Source organism: Aureimonas pseudogalii (genome assembly GCF_014196835.1).
Lineage (GTDB): Bacteria > Pseudomonadota > Alphaproteobacteria > Rhizobiales > Rhizobiaceae > Aureimonas > Aureimonas pseudogalii.
The window spans coordinates 1,067,412-1,089,331 of sequence record NZ_JACIEK010000001.1 but is presented as its reverse complement, the minus strand read 5'-3'; the positions used below and the strand labels follow the sequence as shown (position 1 = coordinate 1,089,331).

Sequence of the window (21,920 nt, the reverse complement as noted above, 5' to 3'; positions counted from 1 at the left end):
TTCAAGGACACCGCGATGCCGTCCACGCCGACAACCAGCCTCCGTCTCGAACTTCAGCAGACCGGGGAGGCGCTAAACCAGTGGGGAGAGCGTCTTAATCAGGCCTTGCAGATGGTCGAGCAGGCTGTCTGCGGCGTCCTGATCAAGCCCTTAACGGGCAACGTCACGCTTCAGGTGCAGAACTTCGTCTCGGACGAAGCCCGCAACGCCACCTTGATCTTCACGACTGGGCCGGGTCTCGTCTCATCACCGACCATCACCGTCCCGCCCGCGCCGAAGTCTTGGCACGTCAGCAACCGCACGAGCTACCCGCTTGTGTTCACGATGGGTGGGACGACGGTCACGGTCCCAGTGGGACGCTTGGTCGACATCTACTGCGACGGCTCGAACCTGTTCATGCTGGACCCGGTGACGGTCGCGGTCGCCGGCGCCATCGCAGGTGTCCAGCCGCTTGCTGATCAGGCCGCCACCAGCGCCACCAGCGCGGCGTCGTCAGCCGGGACTGCGACGACGGCCAAGAACACGGCGGTCGACAACAAGAACTACGCTCAGGAATGGGCGAACAAGGCGATCGGAAGTCTGATCTCGGCGGCGGCTGGGGGGAATGGGTCGTCTGACTATTCCGCGCGTCATTTTGCAAACAGCAGTTCGGCATTTGCGAACGCGGCCTCTGGCAGCGCATCGGCAGCTTCGACAAGCGCATCAGCGGCGGACGCGAGCAAAACCGCTGCCGCATCAAGTGCGAACGCGGCCTCTGGCAGCGCGACCGCTTCACAGACCGCAAGAACTGGCGCTGAAACGGCACGGGATGCTGCGGCCAACTCTTCGACTTCAGCCGCCACCAGCGCCACTTCGGCCAGCCAGAGCGCGTCGAACGCATCAACCAGTGCGACCCAAGCGGATACGAGCAAGCAATCCGCAGGCAACTTCGCGAATGCGGCACAAACGGCCAAAGAAGGGGCGGTAGCCGCTCAGGGCTTGGCGCAAACGGCTGCCACCCAGGCGCAAGAAGGCGCGGCGCGCCTCGTTGGTACATCCGCGACGACTCAGACGATCTCGGCCGAGTCCAAGACCTTCACGACGCAGGCGGGCAAAGCTTACGGCGCCGGATCGCGCGTCGCCATCACAAGCGATGGCGCGCCTGACGCGCGCATCATGAACGGCCTCGTGACGGCTTACAGCGGGACGGCGTTGACCGTCGCGGTTGATGCGACCACCGGCGGCGGCACGTTCACGGACTGGACAATTCGCCTATCCGGCTTGACAGGGTTGCAGGGTCCAGCAGGGCTACCGGCGCAGATCGCCGTATTCGACGCATCCGGTACGTGGACAAAACCGACCAGCGCGAAGCGTGTCGATGTATTCATTCAGGCGCCCGGCGGTGGTGGGTCTTCAGGTGAGAGGCGGGCTTCTGGTACTGTTTCCCGAGGTGGATCGGGCGGCGGCGGCGGTGGCTCCTCCGCATTTAGTTACAGCGCAGACGATCTGCCCGCCACAGTTCCAGTCACGCTTGGCGCCGCAGGATCGGGTGGCGCCTCGGTTACATCCGATAATGCGACCGGCAACGCAGGGACGAACGCAGGCAATGCTCAGTTCGGCGGCGTGGATGACGCATTCTTTCTGGCTGCTTCGGGTGGGCAAGGATCGTCCGGCGTATCAGCAGTGGGAGCAGCGGGCGCAGGGGGCACAGCGAGCGCTCTGACGTACGCAGCGTCGAGCGCTACAGGCGGCTCGGTTGCAGCTTCTGCGGCGAATTTGGCTCGATCTCACTCTGGCGGGTCTGGGGCGGGGCAGACGACCACTCCCGGCAACTATGACGGCGGTATCGTGCAGCTCGTCGCAGCCAATACTCTAGTGCCTTTGACAAGCAAGAATATCGCAATCGCTGGGCAGCGGAGCGCGGGCGCGACAAAGACCAACGCTATCGGGCCAACGCAGCCGACGAGACTGGACTTCTCCACGATCGGAGTGAGCGGCCCAGGCGGATGGAGTAGTTCAGATGGAACCGCTGGCGACGGCGCGAATGGCTCGGTCGGCTCCGGTGGTGGCGGTGGTGGCGGTTCTCTCAACGGCAACCTTTCCGGCAAGGGCGGCAACGGCGGCCCCGGCCGCATCGTCATCGTGACGCACTTCTAGGAGCCGATCATGAACAACATCTGGCTTATCATCCAAAATGGCGTCGTTACGAACCGGATCGTGTGGGACGGGAACACGAACTCGTTCCAACCTCCCGCAGGCTCGATCCAACGGCCCGACCGCTCGGGCGTCGGCATCGGTTGGCGCTACGATACATCATCCGATGTCTTCGCCGCTTCGGTAGAGCCCGCGCCATCTGTGCCGGAGACGGTCACGATGCGCCAGGCGCGCTTAGCGCTCCTCCGTGCCGGGCTTCTGAAACGTGCGACGGACGCTATGGCAGCGCTACCGGGGGATGCGGGCGAGGCGGCACTGATCGAGTGGGAATATGCGACCAGCCTCCGCCGCGACCACCCGCTTGTCGCCGGCCTCGGCCGCACGCTCGGCCTCGATGATGCGACGATCGACAACCTGTTCCGCGCAGCATCCCAGATCGTCTAGCCCTCTCTAAACCACCCTCTGTTCGACCATCAGGCGCCCGCGTGGCGCCTTTTTCTATGGAGCCGCCAAATGGCTACGACCCCGTTCTCTTGGAGCCCCTATCAGGCCCCGCAGACCAATATGGGCCTAGCAACTTCCCAAACGCAGGGCTTCTTTCGACCTTCGAACAGCACTATGATGAGCGGCAATGATCTGGTCAGCTATCTGACGAACGGCGGCAACGCCACGCCAGACATGATCACGAACCGCACCGTGAAGTACGATGGCGGTCTGACGCGCGAGGCGCTGTTCAACTCCACCGGCTTCCTCGACGGCCAGTTGAGGACGGGCTTCGAGGGCATCAACACGGCGCTGGATCAGTTCGGCTCCCTCGGTGGCCTCGGCGGCATGTCCGGTGCATCTCCGGTCTATCGGCCCAACGGCGGCGCGGTGGGGCAGGGCGCCTCCAACGGCCAGCCCCTCCCGTGGGGCGTCTCCAACCCCTTCAACCAGACGTTCTGATGCTGGCGAAGCTGGAGTTTCAGCCCGGCATCGTCACGGACGACACGGCGCTGGCGTCCGAGAGCACCTATGCCGACGCGGACAACATCCGGTTCGTCCGCGATCGTCCGCAGACCATCGGCGGATGGGAGGCAGCGGGTGGCGGCACGTTCCAGCATCCGGCGCGCGGCGCGCACGCATGGGCGGCTCTCACGGGCGATCGTGTGGTGGCGTTCGGGACAGCCTCCAAGCTCTACAGTTTCTTTGGCGGCGCCATCAAGGACATCACCCCGGAGAAGGCGGCGGGAACGCTCGTCAATCCGTTCTCCGTCACGTCCGGCTCCGACGCCGTCCTCGTGACCGATCTTGACCACGGCCTAACTGTGGGCGACGTGGTGAGCTTCCGGCTGGCGGATGCGGTGGGCGGGCTGACGCTTAACGGCTCGTTCACGGTCCTGACGGTCCCGACGATCGACACCTACACGATCAAGGCGCCCTCCGCTGCGACCTCGACGGCCACAGGCGGCGGCACGCTGGAGTTCACGGCTCCGCTCGCCATGGGCCTCATCGATGGCGTGGGCGGCACAGGCTGGGGCACCGGCACCTATGGCACGGGCCTCTATGGTCAGGCATCGGGCGGCGACATCAACCCCCGCGTCTGGAGCCTGGACAACTGGGGCTCCAACCTCCTCGCCGTGCCCCGGAATGGCGCTCTCTACGAATGGCAGCCTCTCCCAGCATACAACCAGCTTATCCCCAACAGCGATTTCGCATCGGCTACCGGCTGGAACCTCGGCATTGGCTGGACGATCTCGGGCGGTAAGGCAAACGCTGCGGCCGGGACCGAAAGCGCCATTTCCCGCAACGTGGCAGGCGTTCTGTCTGGCGGCGTCGTCTACGAGGTGACATTCGACATCGTTCGCACCGCCGGGGCCGCGCGGTTTCAGGTGCAGTCCGAGGACACCGCGACCGGCACCGTCACGATCGGCGAGCCCATCGCCAAAAGCGGCACCTACGTTCGCAAGTTCAAGGCGCCATCCCGTCCGACCCTCGCCGGTATTGCCAAGGATGCGACGTTCGCCGGCTCCGTGGACAATTTTCAGATCCGCGTCGTGCCCGTCGCCTACCGCATCAACGGCGCGCCGCAGTATTCCACCGGCATGTTCGTCGATCCAAACCGCATCGTCGTCTGCTACGGCACGATCGAACTCGACGGCGACTTCAACCCCCTGCAGGTCCGTTGGTCCGCGCAGGAGGACAACACGCAGTGGATACCCGACGACGACAATCTCGCGGGCGACTACCTTCTCGCAAGCGGCTCCCGCATCATCGGGGCGCTCGCGACGCGCGGCCAGAACCTCATCTGGACCGACAGCGCGCTCTACACGATGCGCTTCACTGGCTCCTCCGACGACGTGTTCAACTTCGCGCTGGCGGGCACGGGCTGCGGTCTCCTCGGCAAGAACGCTGCGGTGGAGCATCAGGGCCGCGTCTACTGGTGGGGCAGGAATGGTCAGTTCTACGCCTACACGGGCGGTGAGCCCCAGATCATTCCCTGCGGCGTGCGTCGTGAGGCGTGGGACAATTTCTCGCCCTCGCAGGAGGAGAAGGTCTTCGCCTCGGTCAACGCCGAGTTCAACGAGATCTGGTGGTTCTACCCCGATCGTCGGGACGGCAACGAGTGCTCCCGCTACGTCTCATTCAATTGGGAAACGGGTATCTGGTCCAAGGGCACGATGGCTCGCACCTCGTGGATCACCGCGGGCGTCTACGCCAATCCACTCGGTTTTTCGACGGACGGTCGGATCTATTTCCACGAGCGCGGTCGCACGGCCAACGGCGGCCCGATCATGTGGCGGCTTCTCTCTGGCATGGTGGACATCGAGGACGGCGAGAACCTGTTCACGATCAAGCGCTACGTCCACGACTTCGAAGATCAGGCCGGCAATGTGCTGGTGAAGTTCACGTTCTCGCAGTGGCCGCGTGGGCCGACCGTCTCCACCAAGCAGTACGAGATCACCCCGACGCGCACGGACGTTCCGATGCGCCAGCTTGGCCGTCAGTGCCAGATCGAATGGATGGCAGGCACTAACTCGCAGTTCGTCCGGTGGGGCACACAGCGCCTTGATATCGACAAGACGGGGGCGCGCCGATGATGGCCGTGTGGGATGATCGCGAATACGGGCCGCAGGTGGTGCGCTCGCTTCATTCGACGCGCCGTGACTTCCGTCGCGTGTGGCCGTGGCTGGCGAGGGCCGTGGAGCAGTATGGCCCGACGCACACGATGGATGGCGTCTGGTCTCGGATTGCGAACGGCGACAGCCAGCTTTGGACGAACCAGCACTCGGCCGTCGTGACCAGCGTCGAGCGGTATCCCGACACGGGTCTCGTCGAGGTTCACGGCTGGCTCGCTGGCGGGGTGCTGGATGGTGTCCGGCACCTTGAGGGCTGCGTCGAGCGGTGGGCGCGGTCCATCGGCGCGGCTCGCATCATGATCGTTGGCCGTCGTGGCTGGCTTCGCGGATTTGACGGCTATCGAGAGCTTGTCACCACAATGACGAAGGATCTGACATGAGCAAGGGCGGCGATAAGACCCAGACCACAACGCAGAACACGTCCACCACCTACGCACCGTGGACGCAGGCTGCCGGCCAGAACGGCTATACCTCGGCGGCGGGGATGACGAACCCATTCCTGCAGACGCCAGCCTATTCCGTCGCGGGTCTGAACCCGGACCAGACCAAAGCGTTCGATCTCGCCCGCCAGATGGCGCAGGGCGCGTTCACCGGCTCCGCTACGGGCGTTCCGACCGGCGCGAGCATGACTGCCGCGCAGGTGGGCGCTCCGGGCTCTACGGGGGCGTCCTCGGCCACTGCGGCACAGCTTGGCGGCGGCGATTATCAGGCGTTCCTCAATCCGTTCATCAACGGCGTGGTGACGCAGGCTGCGAACAAGGCCCGCGGCGAGCTTCGCCAGACCAACGCGGACATCGGCGCCAAGTATGCAGCGGCGGGAGCGTTCGGTGGCGGTCGTGAGGTTCTGGCCCGCGGCAAAGCGCAGGACGATTTTGACGAAAACCTGCAGGCGACGACGGCCCAGCTTCTCGCGCAGGGCTTTGACACCGCGACGGCCACCGCGATGGCGAACACCCAGATGCGCCAGCAGACCGGCGAGAGCAACGCAGCCCGTCAGCAGCAGGCGGCACAGGCGGACGCTGATCGTCGCCAGCAGGTCGCACTCACGAACGCGGGCTATCAGCAGGACGCCAGCTCCGCCAACCTCGGCTATGGCCTGCAGGCGGCACAGGTCGCGGAGGCCATGCGCAACGGCCAGACGGATCGCCAGAACTCGGCGCTACAGGCGCTTCTCGGCACGGGCAACCAGCAGCAGCTCTTCGCACAGTCGGCGCTCGATAGCCCGTGGACGGCGTTGCAGCGGCTTCTCGCTGCCACCCCGCAGGTCTACAACACGACTGGCACCGCGACGGGCACACAGCCAGACAATTCACCCGGCTTCCTGCAGCAGGTGCTCGGCGTCGGCGGCAGCATCCTTGGTGCGGCTATGCCGGGTGGCGGTAGCCTCGGCGGGTCGCTCATCAGCAAGGTGCTGAAGTAGCCATGGCGACCGATTATCTGAAATATTTGAACCAAGGGGCAACGCGCAATCTGCCTTTGAGCCCGGAGTTGACGCAAGCCCTAGCGTTCCTCCCTGAACTCGGAATTCAAGCCGAGGTCTTTTCCGGTGGTCAGCCTGCGAAAGGTAGCGGCGGCGCTCGCGTCGGGTCTGTCCGGCACGACCATGGCAACGCTGCCGACGTGTTCTTTTCTCGCGATGGACGCCGCTTGGATTGGGCCAACCCCGAGGATCGGCCCATCTTCGAAGAGATCGTCCGTCGCGGTAAGGCGAACGGGATCACCGGCATCGGCGCCGGTGACGATTACATGGCTCCGGCCAGCATGCACATCGGATTTGGCTCCCCGGGTGTTTGGGGTGCAGGCGGCAAGAGCGCAAACGCCCCTGATTGGCTCGTGGCTGCTTATGGCGGCGCGCCAGCACCTACGCAGATGGCAGACGGCGGCGGCGACGCCACGCTCGCTGGCGGGTCTGGAAACGATACACTGACGACAGGAGGCTCCATGCCTACCAGCAATCCCGGCGGCTTGGGCGGGTTGGGCGGCTTCGTGCAGTCTGACGCCTTTGGCGACATCCTCTCGTCCCTTGGCCGGTCCCTTCTCGAAAGCCCGAGCAATGCGCCCCTTTCTGGGTTTGGCGTAGCGATGGATGCCAACCAAAATCGGCGCCTGAAGCAAAATCAGATTGATCAGGATCGAGCCGACCAAGAAAGCCAGCGCAGTGCGCTTGAGCTTGCGCTTCGATCGCAAGGCCTGAATGCCGAGGAGGCTAGGGCGTATTCGTTCAACCCATCAGCGGCCAACGTCGCCATTGCAGGGCAGGGCGAGAACAAGACAAAGGCTTGGCTGAAATCCACCTATCCCGATCTTGCGGAACAGGTGGATGCGGGCCTCCCCATCACTGAAGGGCTCCGCATTGCGGGCGAGCGTCGGAAGGCCGAAGCTGGCGGATCAGATGAAAGCTTCTTCGGAAACCCCGTCGCGACCGAAAACCCGGATGGCACCATCAGCTACGGCCAAATTGGAAATAAGGGCACGTTCAAGCCCATCTCTCTGCCGGAAGGCCAGTCGTTCGCACCGCCGACACGGAGCGTCGATACGGGCACCGAGATAATCCTGCTGGACCAGGCGGGCAACGTCATCTCTCGCACGCCGAAGCAAAACCGGCAGGAAGCAGCTGACACCGCTGCGGGCACCGTTGAAGGCCGTGTTGGAGCCGAACGTGCAGCTTCTGCGTCAAGTGATGCGACGAACGCACAGAACGCGCTTGATCTGATCAATAGCATCCGCAATGACCCGTACCTTGAGCGTGGCGTCGGTTTTTCGTCGCTTGCAAATTCCATCCCGGGGTCGGGTGGGTATGACTTCGCGAACAAGGTCGAGCAGGCCAAAAGCGGAGCCTTCCTGCAGGCTATCCAGCAGATGAAGGGCCTCGGCGCGCTGTCGAATAACGAAGGTCAGGCGGCCACCAGCGCGATCACTCGCATGAACACTTCCACGTCGGAAGAAGCGTTCAAGTCGGCTCTCGACGACTACGAGAAGATCGTGCGTCAGGGCCTCGCACGAGCGCAGGCCAATGGCGGCGGCTCAAGCCCTCCCGCCGCACCGCCGCCAGCAGCCGCTTCGGCGGCGCCGTCACCTCGCCGTAAGTTCAACCCAGCCACCGGGACGATCGAATAATGGCTCAGATCATCGAAGTGCCGGGCATGGGCGAGGTCGAATTCCCCGCCGATATGTCAGACGCCGATATCAGCGCGGCCATCCAGCGGTCTCTTGGTGCGCAGTCACCCTCCGCCGCACCGGCCGACGTTGCCCCCGCTGCCGCCCCTGCACCGACCCCTGCGGTAGCATCGGCCTCGCCGCAGCCAGATCCGACGAAGCCTGATGCGCTCAGTTCCAGCGTCATGGCCGGTGGCGACGTGCTGACCTTTGGGTTCGGTGACGAGCTAGGCGCGGCTATGGGCGTTCCGATCGAAGCGGTGATTGGCGCCTACAACGGAGCGGACGCCGGCAAATCGCTGATGGACCGCATTCGTGACGGCTACGATCGCGGACTGCGCTCTCGTCGAGAGTTGATGGACTATGCGCAGCAGGAGCATCCGGTGGCTTCGGCTGTCGGCTCCATCGCCGCCACTGCGGCTCTGCCTAGCGTGGGTGCCAAATCTCTGCCTGGGATGTTGGCTCAAGGTGCTGCTGCTGGCGGCGTGTATGGTTTCGGGTCCGGTGAGGGAGGCTTTGAAAATCGGCGCGACAACGCTCTGACCGGCGGCGCCCTCGGTCTCGCTGGTGCGGCAGTCGGGAATGCCGTGGGACGCACGATCATGAACCGCGCCGCGCGTGAAGCTCTCCCGACACGGGAAGGGCTCAGGGCGCTATCGAAACAGGCGTTTGACGATGCGGAGGCCGCTGGCGTCGTGGTTGCCCCTAAGGGTATCCAGCGCCTGACAGCCGACATCACCGATGATCTCGCAGATTTCGGATATGACCCCGCCCTGCAGCCTCGCGTTGGTGTTGTTCTGAACCGCCTCGGCACTCTGTCAGAGAACCCCGTCACCCTTAAGGGCATGGACGTTCTGCGTCGTGTCGCTCGCGGGGCTGCACAGAGTTCCGAGCCTTCTGAACGGGCTCTGGGTGCGAAGATCATCGACAAGATCGACAGCTACCTCGACGATATCCCGGCCGACGAGGTGATGACGGGCAATGCGGACCAAGGATCGAAGGCCCTTCGACAGGCTCGCGATTATTGGGGTCGCATGCGCCGTCTGGAAGCTGTCGAAGAGGCAACCGCCAAAGCCGAACGGCGAGCGGCTTCGACCGGATCGGGCGGCAACGCCGACAATGCAATGCGACAGAACATCCGCGCCATCCTCGACAATCCCAAGCGGTCCGCTGGCTATTCCAAAGCCGAGAGGGCCGCTATGGAGCAAGTTGTCCGCGGGACGCCGACGCAGAATGCCGCTCGTCTCGTTGGCAAGCTTTCGCCCCAAGGCAATGGCCTGATGGCAGCACTTGGTGTGGGCGGAACGGCGGCGGTTCCTGCGGTTACGATCCCCGCGATGGTCGCAGGCGTTGGAGCCAAGCGGTTCGCCGATGGCGCTACCACGCGAAACATCGCTGCGCTGTCTGATATCATCCGCGGTGGCGGTCAAACCGTGCCAGATGTCGTCAAACTTGGTCGCCAAGGGCTAGGGCCGGCGGCTATCGGTGTGCAGCGAGGGCAGATGCTTAACGACCGTTCTCGTCTTCCCCTGTCGATCCTTCTGGGGCAGCCGTTCGTTGGTCGCGATTAGCCCCGCGGGATCACCGTTAGAACACCCATCACGAGAAAGGCGATGGGGAGGAGCATCCCGATCCAGTAGTTGAACGTCGCTTGGTGCTCCCGGCCTTCCCGTTCTAAGCGCATGTACGAGATCAGCGCACCGAAAAACATTCCGGCCAGCATGAGTGCCGCGAGAACGGCGGTGAAGATCGGCCAGAAGAGGTTAGGTTCGGTCATTGCCGCCATAATGCCGATGAGCCCCACGGCGCACAAGGGTAGTCCCAGCGCATTAGCGCGCTGGTAAGGGCGTCAGCAGCGCAGGTTCCCGAAGGCGTCCTGCCGGCATGAAGTGCCGGTATTCGATCCAGTCCCACGGATGGTGCCGAAACTGTCCACACGATAGCCCCCACCGGAATTAGAGCCGGTGCCTTGGATGTTGCCGAAGCTATCCGTTCTGTAGCCGCCACCGCTGTTCGATCCCGTACCACGCGTGTTCCCGAAGCTGTCGGTGCGATACCCGCCGCCACTGTACGTGCCGGTGCCCTGAGTGTTGCCGAAGCTATCGGTCCGGTATCCGCCGCCGTCGCTGCAGCGCGTGTTGCCAAATGCGTCGGTTCTGCAGGTTTGGGCCATAGCCGGCGCCGATGAGAGCATTGCGGGCACGGCCATCAGGGCAGCGAGCGTGAGAGTCCTGAGCATGTCATCCTCCAGTGTGAGCGATGACAGAACCCCACAACTCATGAGTGAGAGTCAAGGAGAACACGATGAGCGACGACACCGAAGCCAAGTGGGACGAATTCGACCGCGCCGAGACCGCGTGGCAGGGGCGCGACGCCATCCTCTCCGACGCGCTCAGGATCGCCAGCCGACTTCCGCGTCAGAAGGAACTCGCCGACGAAACCCTGGCCCTCGTCAGGGAGCTTCTGGACTGGCGGGAGGAGCGTCGCCTCCCCGATCCGCATGCACAGAAGGCCAACTAATGGACGCCAACAAGGTGCGCTTCTGGGCGTATGAGGCTCTAAGCGGCTTCGAGACGCTGGGCCCTCGCGATGCCGCCGAGGGGGCGATCCTGAACCTGCTAGATATTCTGCTTCACGTGGCAGACGACCCGGCCAGCATAGCGCTTGTAGAACGGATTGATCTGCGGTCTGCGACAAACTCGTTGTCCGTCACCGAAGCCGATCGGGTCAGATAGCTTAATTCGAGGCTTCAGACGCAGGCGGTGCCGCTTGGAGCAATATGGCGTTCAAAACGTCACGCAGCGTAACAATTGATACAAGGGGCATTCTCACATGAGCGACGACAACACGCGAGGCGCTAACTGTCCCGTCTGCGGCAGTCACATGCCGGACGGTCTCCAGCACAAATCCGCCGATACCGCCATGCCCGCCGTGGGGCCCGACATGATCGCTGAAAAGTACAGGGGCTATAGCGCTCCCAACGTCATCGAGCGGTGGCAAGAGTATCTTCGCACCGCTCGGGTGTTCGTTCTCGGGCATGACGGCGCCTCCATTGAAATCAATCTGGAGACTGGCCGACCATTCTAGTGCGAGCCTTTCGCCTAGTTCGCCGCACCACAGAACGGCACGAAGACCATCGAGTTCACGATCAGATCGCCCTTGTGCTCCAGCACTTCGACCGGATCACCTTCGGCGCCGTTCGCGGGCTGACCTTCCATGTAGGGCAGGCCTGTCCCGGCAGAGACGAGATCGTAGGTCTCGACCTCGCCAGCCTCTTTGATCGTCAGCACGCGCTCATCTTCGATGGTGGCGACACGTTCACCGGGAGGGCGGCTTTCCAGCGTGTAGGTGCCGCAGTCGGAAGCTGCCAGCGCGGGAGAAGCGGACAGGAGAAGGGCTATGAGGAGGCTGGTCATTCTGATTGACCGGACTGGTCTGTGAATGGGGTCTCCTCACTTTTGAGGACACCCGCCCGGTCCTCCAATGCTTTCTTCATCTCCTGAAGCTCTCCGAGAACTCGCTTCGAAAACACCTGCCACTCCTCCGCTTCCGCTCGATAAACGGTGCCAGCCTTAGAGGCATAGTCGTCAGGTCCGTAGCTGTCTTCCAAACGGGCAAGGATTTCTGCCGTCGCGGATCGATGGCTCTCCTCCGCCGAGGACTTAATCCTTTCAAGCAGCGGCTCGGGTATCCGAAGACGGAAGTAGGGGTCATCTCGTGCCATGACCCACGCATGCACCATTATACGCTTGACTTCTATGCCCCACGAGTGCACCTATGAAGCTGTGGTGCAATTGTGGTGTAAGGAGGCCAAGTGACTGAGGCAATCCGCAACATCCCCCCCTTTGGTGTCCGCCTTCCGGCCGACATCAAACGATGGATTGAGGATGTGGCGAGACGAGACGATCGATCACAGAATTACGTGATCGTGCAGACCATCCGAGAGCGGATGGCGAGGGAAGCGACGGGGCAAGGTTCCAAGGCCAACAGCCCCGCCGCTTCCGAGCACACCGGCGGATTGGTGTCCGCTGGCAACGTCCACAGCGGTTGAAAAGGAACCGTCATGAGCAACCCAAATATGAGCCTTGCCCCCGTGCAGGGCAATGGCGTCCCGTTTGAGCAGGAGCCGATCGTCTTCCAGCGGAACGGGGAAGTCTTCGCCAACAGCCGGGACGTGGCCTCCTTCTTCGAGAAGCGCCACGATCATGTGATCCGCGATATCGACAAGCTGATCGGAGAGGGCCTCCCCAATTTTGGGGAAGGGTTCTACACCCTGCCAGCTACCGGTTCGCAGCAGCATCGCTGCTTTGAGATGGACCGCCGCGGTTTCACGATCCTGTCGATGGGCTTCACGGGCAAGAAGGCGCTCCGCTGGAAGCTCCGATACATCGATGCCTTTGAGGCGATGGAGGCGGAACTTCTTCAGCCGCGTCCAGCCATGATCGACTATTCCGACCCGGCCGTCATGCTCGGCGTGGTGAACCACCTTCAGGCCGAGAACGCTAAGAAGGACGAGATCATCGCCGAGCAGTCGGTTCAAGTGAAGAAGCTGGAGCGGCTTGAAGCTGCGACAGGCTCCATGTGCCTGACGGACGCGGCGAAGACCCTCAACATGCGCAGAGACGACTTCATCCGGTTCCTCGACGGACGGAAGTGGATCTTCAAGCGGCCAGGGAACAAGAACTGGCTCGCCTATGACGACAAGCGCCGCGCCGGATATTTGGAACACGACGACCACCTGTATCTCGACAGCGAGCGCCGCGAGCGCGTTTCGACGCGGTGCATGGTGACGGCGAAGGGCTTGGTGAAGATCGCCGAGTTGCTGAACCAGCCGCTCAACTGAATGAAAATGGCCCGGCCGGGACTGCAATCCCGCCGGGCCTGTCGCCACCCACCCATTTTGGAGAACCGACAGATGGCTTCCACCACTCTATCACGCCGTGGCTTTCTCGGCCACAGCTTCGGCGCCTACGCACTCGCAACGTCTGCTGGCGGCCTGACCGCAGGTATCTCCATGATGCAGATGACGGCCGATCGTCACGGCTCACTCTTCGCAGCGTGGGTTCAGGCTGCGGAGGACAACGACTACCCCAAGGGAAGCGCGCCGGCAGATGCGGCAGATCGCGAAGCCCGTTATCAGGCAGCGACGCAGGCCGAACGACAGGCGCTTACCGATCTTCTCCGGTTCAAGCCTTTGACGCTGGAGGAGAACGCGGCGCGGATTGCACATTTGCGGCGCACCTCGTGGAACGGCTGCTGCGCGGACGATTGGGAAATCGAGTTGCTGCTGGACAGCCTGACCTAACCAACCACCACCACCCCATTCCATCCAAGGCGCTCCACATCGGGGCGCCTTTTTCATGCGAGGTCCACATGCCCGTCACCGCAGCCCAACTTAAGAAGCTGTTCCCGAACGCCAAGCCCGAACTGGTGGCGGCCGTGATCGACGGCTGGCCCCAGGCCGAAGCCGCAGGGATCACCACCAAGCAGCGGATGGCGCTGTTCTTCGCCAACGTCGGCGTCGAGACGGGCGGGCTCCGGCTCATTGTCGAAAGTCTGAACTACACGAGCGCGGCCCGCATCCGGGCGGTATGGCCGTCACGGTTCAAGACGGACGCCGCGGCGCAGCCCTTCGTGCGCCAGCCGCAGAAGCTCGCGAACAAGGTCTACAACGGCCGGATGGGGAACCGCTCCGGGTCGAACGACGGCTGGATGTTCCGCGGCTCCGGCATGATGCAGACCACCGGGCGCGAGAACTACACCGCGCTCGGCTTCGGCGACAACCCGGATGCGCTGCGCGATCCCGCTACGGCTTTCTCCACGGCGGTGCGCGAATGGGCCAAGCGGGGATGCAACGCCATGGCGGATCGGGGCGACGTGAAGGCATGCCGCAAGGCGATCAACGGCGGGGCAATCGGGCTCGCCGAGGTCGAAGCGCTGTATGCGAAGGCGCTGACGGTGTTCGCAGGCGCCGATCAGACCGCCACCTCAAAGCCCTATGTGGCAGCGGTTTCGCTGTCAAAAGGGGCGATGACGCCGCCACCCCCCAAAGACCTCATCGAGAAGGTGCAGCAGCTTCTCCGCGAGCGCGGCTACCCCGAGGTCGGCAACGTGGACGGCAAGATGGGCGCGCGCACCCGCAACGCCATCCTCGCCTTCCAGGCCGACAACACGCTCGCTCTGACGGGCGAGATCAGCGACGCGCTCCTGTCCGATCTCATCAAGGCCCCGCAGCGCCCCGTGGCGCCAGAACGCGCCGAGGCGACCGCTAAGACGCTTAAGGACGCCCCGTCGATCCAGCAGGGGCAGGCACTCAAGACAGGCGGCCTCATCGCAGCCGGAGCATCGATCGTGGGCGGCGTGGTGGATGGCACGGTCTCTGTCGATGACGTGGTGGGCCATATCACCACCGGCAAGATGATCTGGGCGGCTCTAGGCGGGGCAGCCCCTTGGATCGTCGGCGCTGTCTTGGCCGGGATCGGCGCCTACTACGGGGCGCGCTTCGTCCAAGAGCAGGTGCAGGCCTATCGCGAGGGGCGGCACGTATGATCATCGTCCGCGTCTACCGCGGCGTCGCGGATCACTTCCCGATCCGGGTTTCCGAATGGGTCATGGTCTGGCCCGCCGTGGGCCTCTGGTTCGGTCTGCAACTCGACCCCACCATGTTCGGCAAATCGCCGTCCTTCGCCTTCATCGCGGCGTGGGGCGACGAAGGGACGTGGAGCGCCGTCATCGGCCTGTGTGCCGTGCTCCGCCTCGCGGCGCTCACCATCAACGGGACGTTCGAAGGGTTCGCCTTCTCGCCCCACATCCGCGCCTTCGCCTCTCTGGTCGGCGTCGGCATCTGGTCTCAGGTCTCCCTTGGGTTCCTGATGGCCTTCCTCACTGCCGGAGGTGCATTCTCCGGTTTCATCGGCTGGTCCACGATGGTGGTTCTTGAGCTCTGGAATGTCTTCCGGTCCTGGTCGGACGTGGGAAAGAATGCTGCGGAGCGTTGAGGAATGGAGTGGATCGCAGGACTGGACTTCGAGAAGATCGCCAACGCCATCATCATCCTGCTGACGGGCTTCCTGGCGGCCTTCGGCATTCGGTCGGGGAAGAAGGCACCCGCTCCGCAGAACGCCGCCTCATCGACCCACATGGAGATCGCAGGGGCGCTCGTGGACAGTTCGTCCATCAAAGGGCTGTCGGGCGCCGTGGAGGGGCATAGCCTGGCCTTGGCCGAAACCCGAGCCACGGGGCGAGACGTGATCGCGGCCGTCGATCGGATGGTTGAAGCGATGGAGGAGCACACCCGCGCGGTGCAGTCGCATGAGAAGGAGATCGAAGAGCACCGGAACGAGATGGGCCGTCAGCGGCGGTGATCGAACTCTCAACAACTCGAAACGAGTCTCAACGCCTCGTCATGGCTTCGGCCGTGGCGGGGCGCCTTTTTGCGTTTAGCGCCTGACTAGAACCTGACAGATATGACAGTTTCGATCCGAATGTTTCTGTCCTGTTCCCAAGCGCAAAGCCCTATGCGACAAGGGTTCCGTGTTTTGGAAGTCCATTGGTAATGGAGAGGTCGCGGGTTCAATCCCCGCTCGCAGCACCATTTTCCCTAGTAAAATCAGCGTGTTGCAGCTTCCGCTTCTGATGGGGCGATCGTCATGGTCACGTGGGCAGCACGCGGGCAGCACGGCTGTGGTTGCCAATTTTGGCTGTATGTCAGCCGGTTCGGACAAGCGCCGGACAAACTGTCCGCCGCCGTATGACGACCGGGCACGCTTCTTTCGTGAGATAATTGGCTAGGTCAGGCCCGCAGCGCAACGACGGGCTGCGCCATCGCAGGGCAGGACAGGGCGGGGCAGAGCAGAGCGGGGCAGGGCCGGCGCCACCGTGACGGAGAGACCGGCGGCGTCGCGCCCTTCAGGCGACGTGAGTAGCTGACGACAGATCCCAAACGGAACATGCGCTTGCTGGTGGACTTGGGCCTATAACCCCCAAGGAAATCTATGACCATCAAAGCGATCCTGTTCGATATCGGAGACAGCCCCTACGACATCAGGGCCGCGGCCAAGCTCGGGCTGCGCACCATCGCGGTGCGGAGCGGCGGGTTCGCCGACGACGTGCTGACCGCGGCCGGCGCCGTCGCGATCTATGACGATCCCGCTGATCTCCTCGCCCGCTACGAAACGTCGCCGCTCATGGCCTCCTGAACGGCAGGAGAACGGTAGGGACATCGGCATGGACTTCAGCCCGGACCCGTACATCCTGCTTCTGACCGGGGCCGGCCTTCTCATCGCATTGGTCGCCTGGTTGCCGCTCGCATTGCGACGCCTGCCGCTTTCCCTGCCGATCGTCTGCATTGGGCTCGGCGCCGCGATCTTCTCGCTGCCGCAGGTGACGCTTGAGCCGCTGCCGATGAACTATCCCGAGATCACCGAGCGCTTCTCCGAATTCGTCGTCATCATCGCGCTTATGGGCGCCGGGCTGAAGCTCGATCGCATCTTCAGCTTCCGGAACTGGGGCATCACCTGGCGCCTGATCGCCGTGACCATGCCGCTCAGCATCGCGGCCATCACCCTCCTGGCGGGCTGGTGGATGGGCCTGTCGTGGACAGTGGCGCTGCTTCTCGGCGCAGCGCTGGCGCCGACGGACCCGGTCCTAGCGGCCGACGTCCAGGTCGGGCCGCCGAAGTCGGGCGAGGAGGACGAGGTCCGCTTCGGCCTCACTTCGGAAGCCGGCATGAACGACGGCTTCGCGTTCCCGTTCGTGCACCTCGCCATCGCGCTTTCGCTGGCGGCATCGACAGGCAAGCCGTGGTTCGCGGAGTGGATCACCTACAACGTCCTGTGGGAGATCGGGGCCGGGGTGGCCGCTGGCTATGTCATCGGACGTGCCTTCGGCTGGCTGACCTTTCATGTACCCGCCAAGACCAAGCTGGCGAAGACCGGAGACGGCCTAATCGCTCTGTCGGCGACCTTCGTCTCCTACGGCCTGACCGAGCTCATCCACTGCTATGGCTTCCTCGCCGTATTTGTCACGGCGCTCACTTTCCGTCACGCGCACCGGGACCACGACTTCCAGCTCGAGATGCATGAACTGACCGAGCAGATCGAGCGGATCGCGATGATGGTGCTGCTCCTCGTCTTCGGCGGCGCGCTCGTAAGCGGCCTGCTCGCGCCATTGCGCTGGATCGACGCTGGAGCAGCCGTCGTCACCCTCCTCGTCGTGCGACCTCTCACGGGACTGATCGGCCTCATGGGACACAGGGCCGATTGGACGGAGCGGCTGACCCTGGCCTTCTTCGGCATCCGCGGTATCGGCTCGGTCTACTACCTCGCCTACGGGCTGAACCACATGCCGGACGTCGAGGGCGGCGACCGCCTTTGGGCGATCGTCGGGCTGATCATCCTGATCTCGATCCTGATGCACGGCATCACGGTGACGCCGATCATGCGCATGCTCGATCGCAGCCACGGCCGCGACCCCGATGCGGACGAGGCCGCCTCGCCGTCGGGTTAGCCTTTCAGATCTAAAACGTGAAAGGGGCCGCACTCGGCAGCCCTCCCTCTTTCCGTCTGAACTGGATCTGTCAGGTCCGGCGCGACAGGAACGTCTGCACCGACGCCAGCACCGCAGCATGGAAGCCGTCGTAGCTGTGCTCGAGATCGTCGGCGACGAGCCGCAGGGCCTCGACGGCGCCCTCGGCCGTCCAGCACTCCGGCGTGTCGTTCATGAGCCGATCGTAGAGCCAGGTATGATGCGCGTCGCTGGCGGTCTCGTCCGCGTCGATGCGCGCGGCTTCAGCGCGAAAGGCGCGCACGAGCGTCAGCAGCGGGTCGACTGCGGCTTGATGGGATAAAGCTTCGCCGGTCGGCTGGATGTGGCCGTTTTTCATGTTCATTGCTCCCTGAGCACTGATTGTGTAATCTGCACTTGTTCAGATAGCACAAGGTTAATGGGTTGTGAAGCCTGCACAAGTCAGAATGGCGCGCGCCGCTTTACGCTGGTCGCTTCAGGATCTAGCCGAGGCGGCGAAGGTCCATCGCAACACCATCACCAACTTCGAGAACGAACGGTACGCCGGAAGTCCCGATGTTCTCGAAGCGATCCAGACAGCCCTTGAGGCAGCCGGCGTGGAGTTCATTGCCGAGAACGGCGGCGGGGCCGGCGTGCGGCTTCGGAAGGTGGAGAAAGCCAGTTGAACCGCTCCGGTCTCCAGACATCATCGTCCGCGCTCGGCGTTCTGAATGTCCGGCTGCGTTATGCCCGGAAGCTGTCCGCTTATGGGATGGCGTTGCTAGGTTGCGTTATCGTTAGCGGCGCAAGCGCAGCGGAGTTCAGCGCTCAGTCCCTCGGAAACGACGCGGCACTTGTCGTCATCGACGGCGAGATCAAGGTCGGCGACGCGAAGAGGTTCGATGCAATCATTCAGCCCTTTTCAAAAGGGGCGGTGCTGCTGAGAAGCCCCGGCGGCTCGCTGATGGACGGGATTGCCATCGGAGAGACCATTCGAATGAAGGCGCTGGGAACTGGCGTAGCGCCGGATACGATGTGCGCATCGGCCTGTGCCCTGGCCTGGCTTGGGGGCACACAGCGGTTCATGTCGGTGGATGCTCGCGTCGGCTTCCATTTGGCTTACCGTCTCGATGATGACGGGCGAGCCCAAGAGACCGGGTTCGGCAACGCGCTGATGGGCGCTTATCTGACCCGTCTCGGCCTTCCGACGCGAGCGGTCGCCTACATCGCCGGAGCCGGACCAGCCGAGATGACCTGGCTTACGGCGGCTGACGCAGAGCGGGTAGGTATCGACGTGAGCCTTCTGGACCTCGGCGAAGCCCCCATGGATGAGGCGACGGCTGCTCCGGTCCCCTCGGCGCCCCTTGCGGCTCCTTCGAAGCCCGCATCACATTACGTGGACGGGCTCGATCCGAGCGGTGATAACTGGTTGGCGCTGAAGGCCGCACCGAACGTGAAGTCGAAGCGTCTGAGAAAGATGGGGCCGGGAACGCGACTTCAGGTTCTGAACCAGTCTGGAAACTGGCTTCGTGTGCGGCTCGACGACGGCGCCGAAGGATGGGCTTATTCGAAGTATGTCGCCTGCTGCGTGACAGGCTAGGGGCCCACCCGCGCCGACCTATTCGTCAATCAGCAGATCCCGCGGTACGTCCAGAACCTCGTTTAAGGCGTCGAGCTCGGCGTTCGTCGCGTTGTCGGATCCCCGCTCCAAGATCGCCATTCGCTCTTCGGTGATCCCCGCGGCCGTCGCGACGTCATAGGCCGATCGGCCGTCATGCTGCCGGAAGGCATGGATTGCCGGCATGCCCCCTTCGATCGCGTCGATGACGGGCTCCGAAATCGTGTATGTTTCTTCGTCGATCATATGATCGTCTCTCCCGCCGGTGGCACGTGTCCGAATGTAGTGCAGACTTCCGCGATCTCATGGCCTCTATCGGCGGGATGCTTCTTGAGTGGGGCTTTCTCGAAGCCGATCTCGACGGCAGGACTGCAAGGTTCGTGGCGCCAGCATCGATGACGAGCCTAGCGAAGTGGCACCTGATGCTCGCCGGACATTCCCGCCGAACCGACGATGATATGGTCGAGATCGCTGCGCTTCTGCGTAGCGTTGCCGAGATACGAAACCTCCTCGCTCACGGTCTGACCTCCGCATCGGCTCATCCCGATCGGGAACCCTACGTGACCTGCCGATCGCGGCAGGGAGATTTGCGGATGATCCCGCTGTCTGAGATCAGAGATGCAAGGGAACGCGTCAGACGGATCAGGTGCTCGGTCCGAGACGTCGAGCTATGATCGTGTCCTGGCCTCGATTTCGTCGATGCCGGCCGACCACCGTCGCTTCATCCAGGGCGGCGGCGTCCACTGAGCCAAGCCTTCGCGGTTGTTGACGCCAGTCATCGTGTAGCGGACCCATGTCGAGATCAATCTGCACCACGAGCACCGCCACGTCAGTTCTTAAATGTCGGCGCTAGGGGCGATGTAGCCTTCGAAGTCACGGCAAAGGTATGTCATCTTCTTCGCGCACCGATCGCAGCGCACGACGATCCCGAGACCGCGGCGCCAGCCTTCCTCGAAGCGCTTGCGGATCCGCATCCGATCGTCGCCGCAGATCGCGAACGGGCGATCCTGGAGATCGCGGACCTGGTGATGCGAACGGCAACGAGGGTTGTGGCGGTCGAGGTCCGGCGCTAGCCGAAACCTCTATGAGCGAAGCAGGCAGTGAAGGTTAGTGCGTCGGAAGGATGTCAACGATAGTCCGCGGTACACCAGTGATAACTCTAGATTATATCATTTGTTAATGCTCTGTTGCCCTTACGGTTTGCGTGGAGGCTTCGAGGTGGATCGTTTCTGGCTACTCTCCGACGAGTTCGGAACGTGGAGTGTCGTCGACATCGACACGGATCTGCCGGCGAAGGTCCGCGACAAGGTCCTCAGCAGGATGTCCCACGTGGATGCCGCGGATGCAGTCGAGCTGCTGAACATCATCGAGAGTTTTGGAAGGCCGATGGATGGCGACCCATTTGCCGATCAGGTGATCGTCAACCCGGTTCCCAGCCTTCAGACAAGGATCGGCTGAACTACGAAGTCGATATTCAGGCGGCTCTGCTCCGACGGCACCCTTTCTGTCGGTACATCTCCCCGTCAGCAACGGCCAACAGCTCTTCGAACGTCTCGACGCCCGTCCACATAGCTGCTCCGACGCTCGCGCCGACGTTCACCTCCATCTCGGCGATGCTCATGCTGCGATCGAGAAAGCGACGAAGCGCGTCGACCTTCGCTGTAAACTCCCGGTCGGTCGAGGCGCCGATCAGCATTGCGAACTCGTCGCCGCCAATGCGAGCGACCGTCTCGTCTTTTCGAGCAATCAGCTTCAGCAAAGAGGCGACGTGACGCAACACGTCGTCGCCTTTGCGATGTCCGTACCTGTCGTTGATTGGCTTGAAGCCGTCGAGGTCGATCTGCACCAAGCCAAAACGTCGTCCTGTGTACAACGCCGCCGACATTGCGTCGTCGACGTCGATCTCCAGCCGGCGTCGGTTGGCAATGCTCGTCAGCGGATCTTGGAACGCGACTTCCGCAAGCAGATCTTCCGATCTCTTGCGTTCGGTGATCTCGATCGCGACGCCGACGAGCTCAACGACGCGTCCGGACGTGGCATCGATGATCGGCGTCAGCGTCGTCCGCCACCAGCGCGTGTTGCCCGGTATCTCCAGTCGCTCATCGTATTCGTGCAGCGTCCGCTTCTGGATGCATTCGTTGTAGCGGGCCGTCACCTGCGGCACGATCGATGTGGGCAGACAGTCGGCGAGAAGACGGTCGGCGACGTCTGAGAGGCGCAGGCCGGTAGCTTCTTCATCGGCCTTGTTGATCGACTTCATTCGCAAGCTGCCGTCCGCGTCGACGCCGACGACGAATGCGGGCACGCCGATCGTCTGAATATCCACCAGCATTATGTCCCGTCTCCCGCCCGGTATCGGACTTAAGGGGGACTGACGTTACCGAACGGTT

29 protein-coding genes are annotated in these 21,920 nt (G+C 63.2%); 22 read left to right on the top strand and 7 right to left on the bottom strand.

Going from position 1 to position 21,920, the window contains the following annotated elements; translation table 11 throughout:
• Nucleotides 1-15: 15 nt before the first annotated feature.
• The 8 genes from GGR04_RS05060 to GGR04_RS05025 all read left to right on the top strand — a co-directional run bounded on the left by GGR04_RS05060 (nt 16) and on the right by GGR04_RS05025 (nt 9,979).
• Nucleotides 16-2,136, top strand: a complete 2,121-nt coding sequence (locus GGR04_RS05060; protein WP_183198465.1) for a glycine-rich domain-containing protein — start codon at nt 16-18, stop codon at nt 2,134-2,136.
• Nucleotides 2,137-2,145: 9 nt separating this feature from the next.
• Nucleotides 2,146-2,577: a hypothetical protein gene (locus GGR04_RS05055; RefSeq protein ID WP_183198463.1), complete on the top strand. Its 432-nt coding sequence runs from the start codon at nt 2,146-2,148 to the stop codon at nt 2,575-2,577.
• Between the two features lie 177 nt (nt 2,578-2,754).
• Nucleotides 2,755-3,078, top strand: coding sequence for a hypothetical protein (locus GGR04_RS05050; RefSeq protein ID WP_183198461.1), 324 nt, complete (start codon nt 2,755-2,757; stop codon nt 3,076-3,078).
• Nucleotides 3,078-5,213 carry a hypothetical protein gene (locus GGR04_RS05045; RefSeq protein ID WP_183198460.1) on the top strand — a complete coding sequence of 712 codons (2,136 nt, stop codon included), beginning with the start codon at nt 3,078-3,080 and terminating at the stop codon, nt 5,211-5,213. The genes GGR04_RS05050 and GGR04_RS05045 overlap by 1 nt, the downstream gene beginning before the upstream one ends.
• Entirely contained in the window at nt 5,210-5,632 is a 423-nt protein-coding gene (locus GGR04_RS05040) for a hypothetical protein (protein WP_183198458.1), read from the top strand. The genes GGR04_RS05045 and GGR04_RS05040 overlap by 4 nt, the downstream gene beginning before the upstream one ends.
• Complete coding sequence (locus GGR04_RS05035) at nt 5,629-6,672, top strand: hypothetical protein (RefSeq protein ID WP_183198456.1); 1,044 nt, start codon at nt 5,629-5,631, stop codon at nt 6,670-6,672. The genes GGR04_RS05040 and GGR04_RS05035 overlap by 4 nt, the downstream gene beginning before the upstream one ends.
• Before the next feature lie 2 nt (nt 6,673-6,674).
• A complete protein-coding gene (locus tag GGR04_RS05030; RefSeq protein WP_183198455.1) occupies nt 6,675-8,369 on the top strand; it encodes a hypothetical protein in 1,695 nt (564 codons plus the stop codon).
• Nucleotides 8,369-9,979 (top strand): hypothetical protein, encoded by a 1,611-nt coding sequence (locus GGR04_RS05025; protein WP_183198453.1) that lies wholly within the window; start codon nt 8,369-8,371, stop codon nt 9,977-9,979. Before GGR04_RS05030 ends, GGR04_RS05025 begins: the two co-directional genes overlap by 1 nt.
• Here GGR04_RS05025 and GGR04_RS05020 read toward each other — a convergent pair.
• The gene (locus GGR04_RS05020) at nt 9,976-10,221 is read right to left on the bottom strand and encodes a hypothetical protein (RefSeq protein ID WP_210291623.1); all 246 of its coding nucleotides are present in this window, start codon (nt 10,219-10,221) and stop codon (nt 9,976-9,978) included. The genes GGR04_RS05025 and GGR04_RS05020 overlap by 4 nt on opposite strands.
• 36 nt (nt 10,222-10,257) lie before the next feature.
• Nucleotides 10,258-10,647, bottom strand: a complete 390-nt coding sequence (locus GGR04_RS05015) for a hypothetical protein (RefSeq protein ID WP_210291622.1) — start codon at nt 10,645-10,647, stop codon at nt 10,258-10,260.
• Nucleotides 10,648-10,712: 65 nt separating this feature from the next.
• On the opposite strand from GGR04_RS05015, the gene GGR04_RS05010 reads away from it, so the two are divergent.
• The 3 genes from GGR04_RS05010 (at nt 10,713) to GGR04_RS05000 (ending at nt 11,495) form a co-directional block, all read left to right on the top strand.
• Nucleotides 10,713-10,928, top strand: a complete 216-nt coding sequence (locus GGR04_RS05010) for a hypothetical protein (protein WP_183198449.1) — start codon at nt 10,713-10,715, stop codon at nt 10,926-10,928.
• The gene (locus tag GGR04_RS05005; protein ID WP_183198447.1) at nt 10,928-11,143 is read left to right on the top strand and encodes a hypothetical protein; all 216 of its coding nucleotides are present in this window, start codon (nt 10,928-10,930) and stop codon (nt 11,141-11,143) included. Before GGR04_RS05010 ends, GGR04_RS05005 begins: the two co-directional genes overlap by 1 nt.
• A gap of 97 nt (nt 11,144-11,240) precedes the next feature.
• Nucleotides 11,241-11,495: a hypothetical protein gene (locus GGR04_RS05000; protein ID WP_183198445.1), complete on the top strand. Its 255-nt coding sequence runs from the start codon at nt 11,241-11,243 to the stop codon at nt 11,493-11,495.
• Nucleotides 11,496-11,509: 14 nt separating this feature from the next.
• On the opposite strand, the gene GGR04_RS04995 is transcribed toward GGR04_RS05000, so the two are convergent.
• Nucleotides 11,510-11,824, bottom strand: coding sequence for a hypothetical protein (locus GGR04_RS04995; protein WP_183198443.1), 315 nt, complete (start codon nt 11,822-11,824; stop codon nt 11,510-11,512).
• Nucleotides 11,821-12,132 carry an Arc family DNA-binding protein gene (locus GGR04_RS04990; protein WP_183199023.1) on the bottom strand — a complete coding sequence of 104 codons (312 nt, stop codon included), beginning with the start codon at nt 12,130-12,132 and terminating at the stop codon, nt 11,821-11,823. Before GGR04_RS04990 ends, GGR04_RS04995 begins: the two co-directional genes overlap by 4 nt.
• A 90-nt stretch (nt 12,133-12,222) precedes the next feature.
• Here GGR04_RS04990 and GGR04_RS04985 point away from each other — a divergent pair, with 90 nt between their 5' ends.
• From GGR04_RS04985 to GGR04_RS04950, 8 genes are all read left to right on the top strand, one after another.
• A complete protein-coding gene (locus GGR04_RS04985; RefSeq protein ID WP_183198441.1) occupies nt 12,223-12,459 on the top strand; it encodes an Arc family DNA-binding protein in 237 nt (78 codons plus the stop codon).
• Between the two features lie 12 nt (nt 12,460-12,471).
• Nucleotides 12,472-13,251 carry a Rha family transcriptional regulator gene (locus tag GGR04_RS04980; protein WP_246392669.1) on the top strand — a complete coding sequence of 260 codons (780 nt, stop codon included), beginning with the start codon at nt 12,472-12,474 and terminating at the stop codon, nt 13,249-13,251.
• A gap of 72 nt (nt 13,252-13,323) precedes the next feature.
• The gene (locus GGR04_RS04975) at nt 13,324-13,713 is read left to right on the top strand and encodes a hypothetical protein (protein WP_183198437.1); all 390 of its coding nucleotides are present in this window, start codon (nt 13,324-13,326) and stop codon (nt 13,711-13,713) included.
• A complete protein-coding gene (locus tag GGR04_RS04970; protein ID WP_183198435.1) occupies nt 13,653-14,957 on the top strand; it encodes a peptidoglycan-binding protein in 1,305 nt (434 codons plus the stop codon). Before GGR04_RS04975 ends, GGR04_RS04970 begins: the two co-directional genes overlap by 61 nt.
• Entirely contained in the window at nt 14,954-15,406 is a 453-nt protein-coding gene (locus GGR04_RS04965) for a hypothetical protein (protein ID WP_210291621.1), read from the top strand. The genes GGR04_RS04970 and GGR04_RS04965 overlap by 4 nt, the downstream gene beginning before the upstream one ends.
• Nucleotides 15,407-15,409: 3 nt before the next feature.
• Nucleotides 15,410-15,772: a hypothetical protein gene (locus GGR04_RS04960; protein WP_183198431.1), complete on the top strand. Its 363-nt coding sequence runs from the start codon at nt 15,410-15,412 to the stop codon at nt 15,770-15,772.
• A gap of 630 nt (nt 15,773-16,402) precedes the next feature.
• Nucleotides 16,403-16,606, top strand: a complete 204-nt coding sequence (locus GGR04_RS04955; RefSeq protein ID WP_183198429.1) for an HAD family hydrolase — start codon at nt 16,403-16,405, stop codon at nt 16,604-16,606.
• A 28-nt stretch (nt 16,607-16,634) separates the two neighbouring features.
• The gene (locus GGR04_RS04950; protein WP_183198427.1) at nt 16,635-17,915 is read left to right on the top strand and encodes a cation:proton antiporter; all 1,281 of its coding nucleotides are present in this window, start codon (nt 16,635-16,637) and stop codon (nt 17,913-17,915) included.
• Between the two features lie 70 nt (nt 17,916-17,985).
• Here the strand turns inward: GGR04_RS04950 and GGR04_RS04945 are convergent, their stop codons facing one another.
• The gene (locus tag GGR04_RS04945; RefSeq protein ID WP_183198424.1) at nt 17,986-18,291 is read right to left on the bottom strand and encodes a hypothetical protein; all 306 of its coding nucleotides are present in this window, start codon (nt 18,289-18,291) and stop codon (nt 17,986-17,988) included.
• 88 nt (nt 18,292-18,379) lie between these two features.
• Between GGR04_RS04945 and GGR04_RS04940 the strand changes: the two genes are divergently transcribed.
• Complete coding sequence (locus GGR04_RS04940; RefSeq protein WP_183198422.1) at nt 18,380-18,598, top strand: helix-turn-helix domain-containing protein; 219 nt, start codon at nt 18,380-18,382, stop codon at nt 18,596-18,598.
• The gene (locus GGR04_RS04935; protein WP_183198420.1) at nt 18,595-19,512 is read left to right on the top strand and encodes an SH3 domain-containing protein; all 918 of its coding nucleotides are present in this window, start codon (nt 18,595-18,597) and stop codon (nt 19,510-19,512) included. The genes GGR04_RS04940 and GGR04_RS04935 overlap by 4 nt, the downstream gene beginning before the upstream one ends.
• Nucleotides 19,513-19,530: 18 nt before the next feature.
• On the opposite strand, the gene GGR04_RS04930 is transcribed toward GGR04_RS04935, so the two are convergent.
• Complete coding sequence (locus tag GGR04_RS04930) at nt 19,531-19,776, bottom strand: helix-turn-helix domain-containing protein (RefSeq protein WP_183198418.1); 246 nt, start codon at nt 19,774-19,776, stop codon at nt 19,531-19,533.
• A 972-nt stretch (nt 19,777-20,748) separates the two neighbouring features.
• Between GGR04_RS04930 and GGR04_RS04925 the strand changes: the two genes are divergently transcribed.
• Nucleotides 20,749-20,988 carry a hypothetical protein gene (locus GGR04_RS04925; protein WP_183198416.1) on the top strand — a complete coding sequence of 80 codons (240 nt, stop codon included), beginning with the start codon at nt 20,749-20,751 and terminating at the stop codon, nt 20,986-20,988.
• Between the two features lie 16 nt (nt 20,989-21,004).
• On the opposite strand, the gene GGR04_RS04920 is transcribed toward GGR04_RS04925, so the two are convergent.
• A complete protein-coding gene (locus GGR04_RS04920; RefSeq protein ID WP_210291620.1) occupies nt 21,005-21,856 on the bottom strand; it encodes a sensor domain-containing diguanylate cyclase in 852 nt (283 codons plus the stop codon).
• Between the last annotated feature and the right edge of the window lie 64 nt (nt 21,857-21,920).

Coding starts and splice junctions, on each gene's coding strand:
- GGR04_RS05060 (WP_183198465.1), top strand. CDS start 16: ATGCCGTCCACGCCGACAACCAGCCTCCGTCTCGAACTTCAGCAGACC.
- GGR04_RS05055 (WP_183198463.1), top strand. CDS start 2,146: ATGAACAACATCTGGCTTATCATCCAAAATGGCGTCGTTACGAACCGG.
- GGR04_RS05050 (WP_183198461.1), top strand. CDS start 2,755: ATGAGCGGCAATGATCTGGTCAGCTATCTGACGAACGGCGGCAACGCC.
- GGR04_RS05045 (WP_183198460.1), top strand. CDS start 3,078: ATGCTGGCGAAGCTGGAGTTTCAGCCCGGCATCGTCACGGACGACACG.
- GGR04_RS05040 (WP_183198458.1), top strand. CDS start 5,210: ATGATGGCCGTGTGGGATGATCGCGAATACGGGCCGCAGGTGGTGCGC.
- GGR04_RS05035 (WP_183198456.1), top strand. CDS start 5,629: ATGAGCAAGGGCGGCGATAAGACCCAGACCACAACGCAGAACACGTCC.
- GGR04_RS05030 (WP_183198455.1), top strand. CDS start 6,675: ATGGCGACCGATTATCTGAAATATTTGAACCAAGGGGCAACGCGCAAT.
- GGR04_RS05025 (WP_183198453.1), top strand. CDS start 8,369: ATGGCTCAGATCATCGAAGTGCCGGGCATGGGCGAGGTCGAATTCCCC.
- GGR04_RS05015 (WP_210291622.1), bottom strand. CDS start 10,647: ATGCTCAGGACTCTCACGCTCGCTGCCCTGATGGCCGTGCCCGCAATG.
- GGR04_RS05010 (WP_183198449.1), top strand. CDS start 10,713: ATGAGCGACGACACCGAAGCCAAGTGGGACGAATTCGACCGCGCCGAG.
- GGR04_RS05005 (WP_183198447.1), top strand. CDS start 10,928: ATGGACGCCAACAAGGTGCGCTTCTGGGCGTATGAGGCTCTAAGCGGC.
- GGR04_RS05000 (WP_183198445.1), top strand. CDS start 11,241: ATGAGCGACGACAACACGCGAGGCGCTAACTGTCCCGTCTGCGGCAGT.
- GGR04_RS04995 (WP_183198443.1), bottom strand. CDS start 11,824: ATGACCAGCCTCCTCATAGCCCTTCTCCTGTCCGCTTCTCCCGCGCTG.
- GGR04_RS04990 (WP_183199023.1), bottom strand. CDS start 12,132: ATGGCACGAGATGACCCCTACTTCCGTCTTCGGATACCCGAGCCGCTG.
- GGR04_RS04980 (WP_246392669.1), top strand. CDS start 12,472: ATGAGCAACCCAAATATGAGCCTTGCCCCCGTGCAGGGCAATGGCGTC.
- GGR04_RS04975 (WP_183198437.1), top strand. CDS start 13,324: ATGGCTTCCACCACTCTATCACGCCGTGGCTTTCTCGGCCACAGCTTC.
- GGR04_RS04965 (WP_210291621.1), top strand. CDS start 14,954: ATGATCATCGTCCGCGTCTACCGCGGCGTCGCGGATCACTTCCCGATC.
- GGR04_RS04960 (WP_183198431.1), top strand. CDS start 15,410: ATGGAGTGGATCGCAGGACTGGACTTCGAGAAGATCGCCAACGCCATC.
- GGR04_RS04955 (WP_183198429.1), top strand. CDS start 16,403: ATGACCATCAAAGCGATCCTGTTCGATATCGGAGACAGCCCCTACGAC.
- GGR04_RS04950 (WP_183198427.1), top strand. CDS start 16,635: ATGGACTTCAGCCCGGACCCGTACATCCTGCTTCTGACCGGGGCCGGC.
- GGR04_RS04945 (WP_183198424.1), bottom strand. CDS start 18,291: ATGAAAAACGGCCACATCCAGCCGACCGGCGAAGCTTTATCCCATCAA.
- GGR04_RS04940 (WP_183198422.1), top strand. CDS start 18,380: ATGGCGCGCGCCGCTTTACGCTGGTCGCTTCAGGATCTAGCCGAGGCG.
- GGR04_RS04930 (WP_183198418.1), bottom strand. CDS start 19,776: ATGATCGACGAAGAAACATACACGATTTCGGAGCCCGTCATCGACGCG.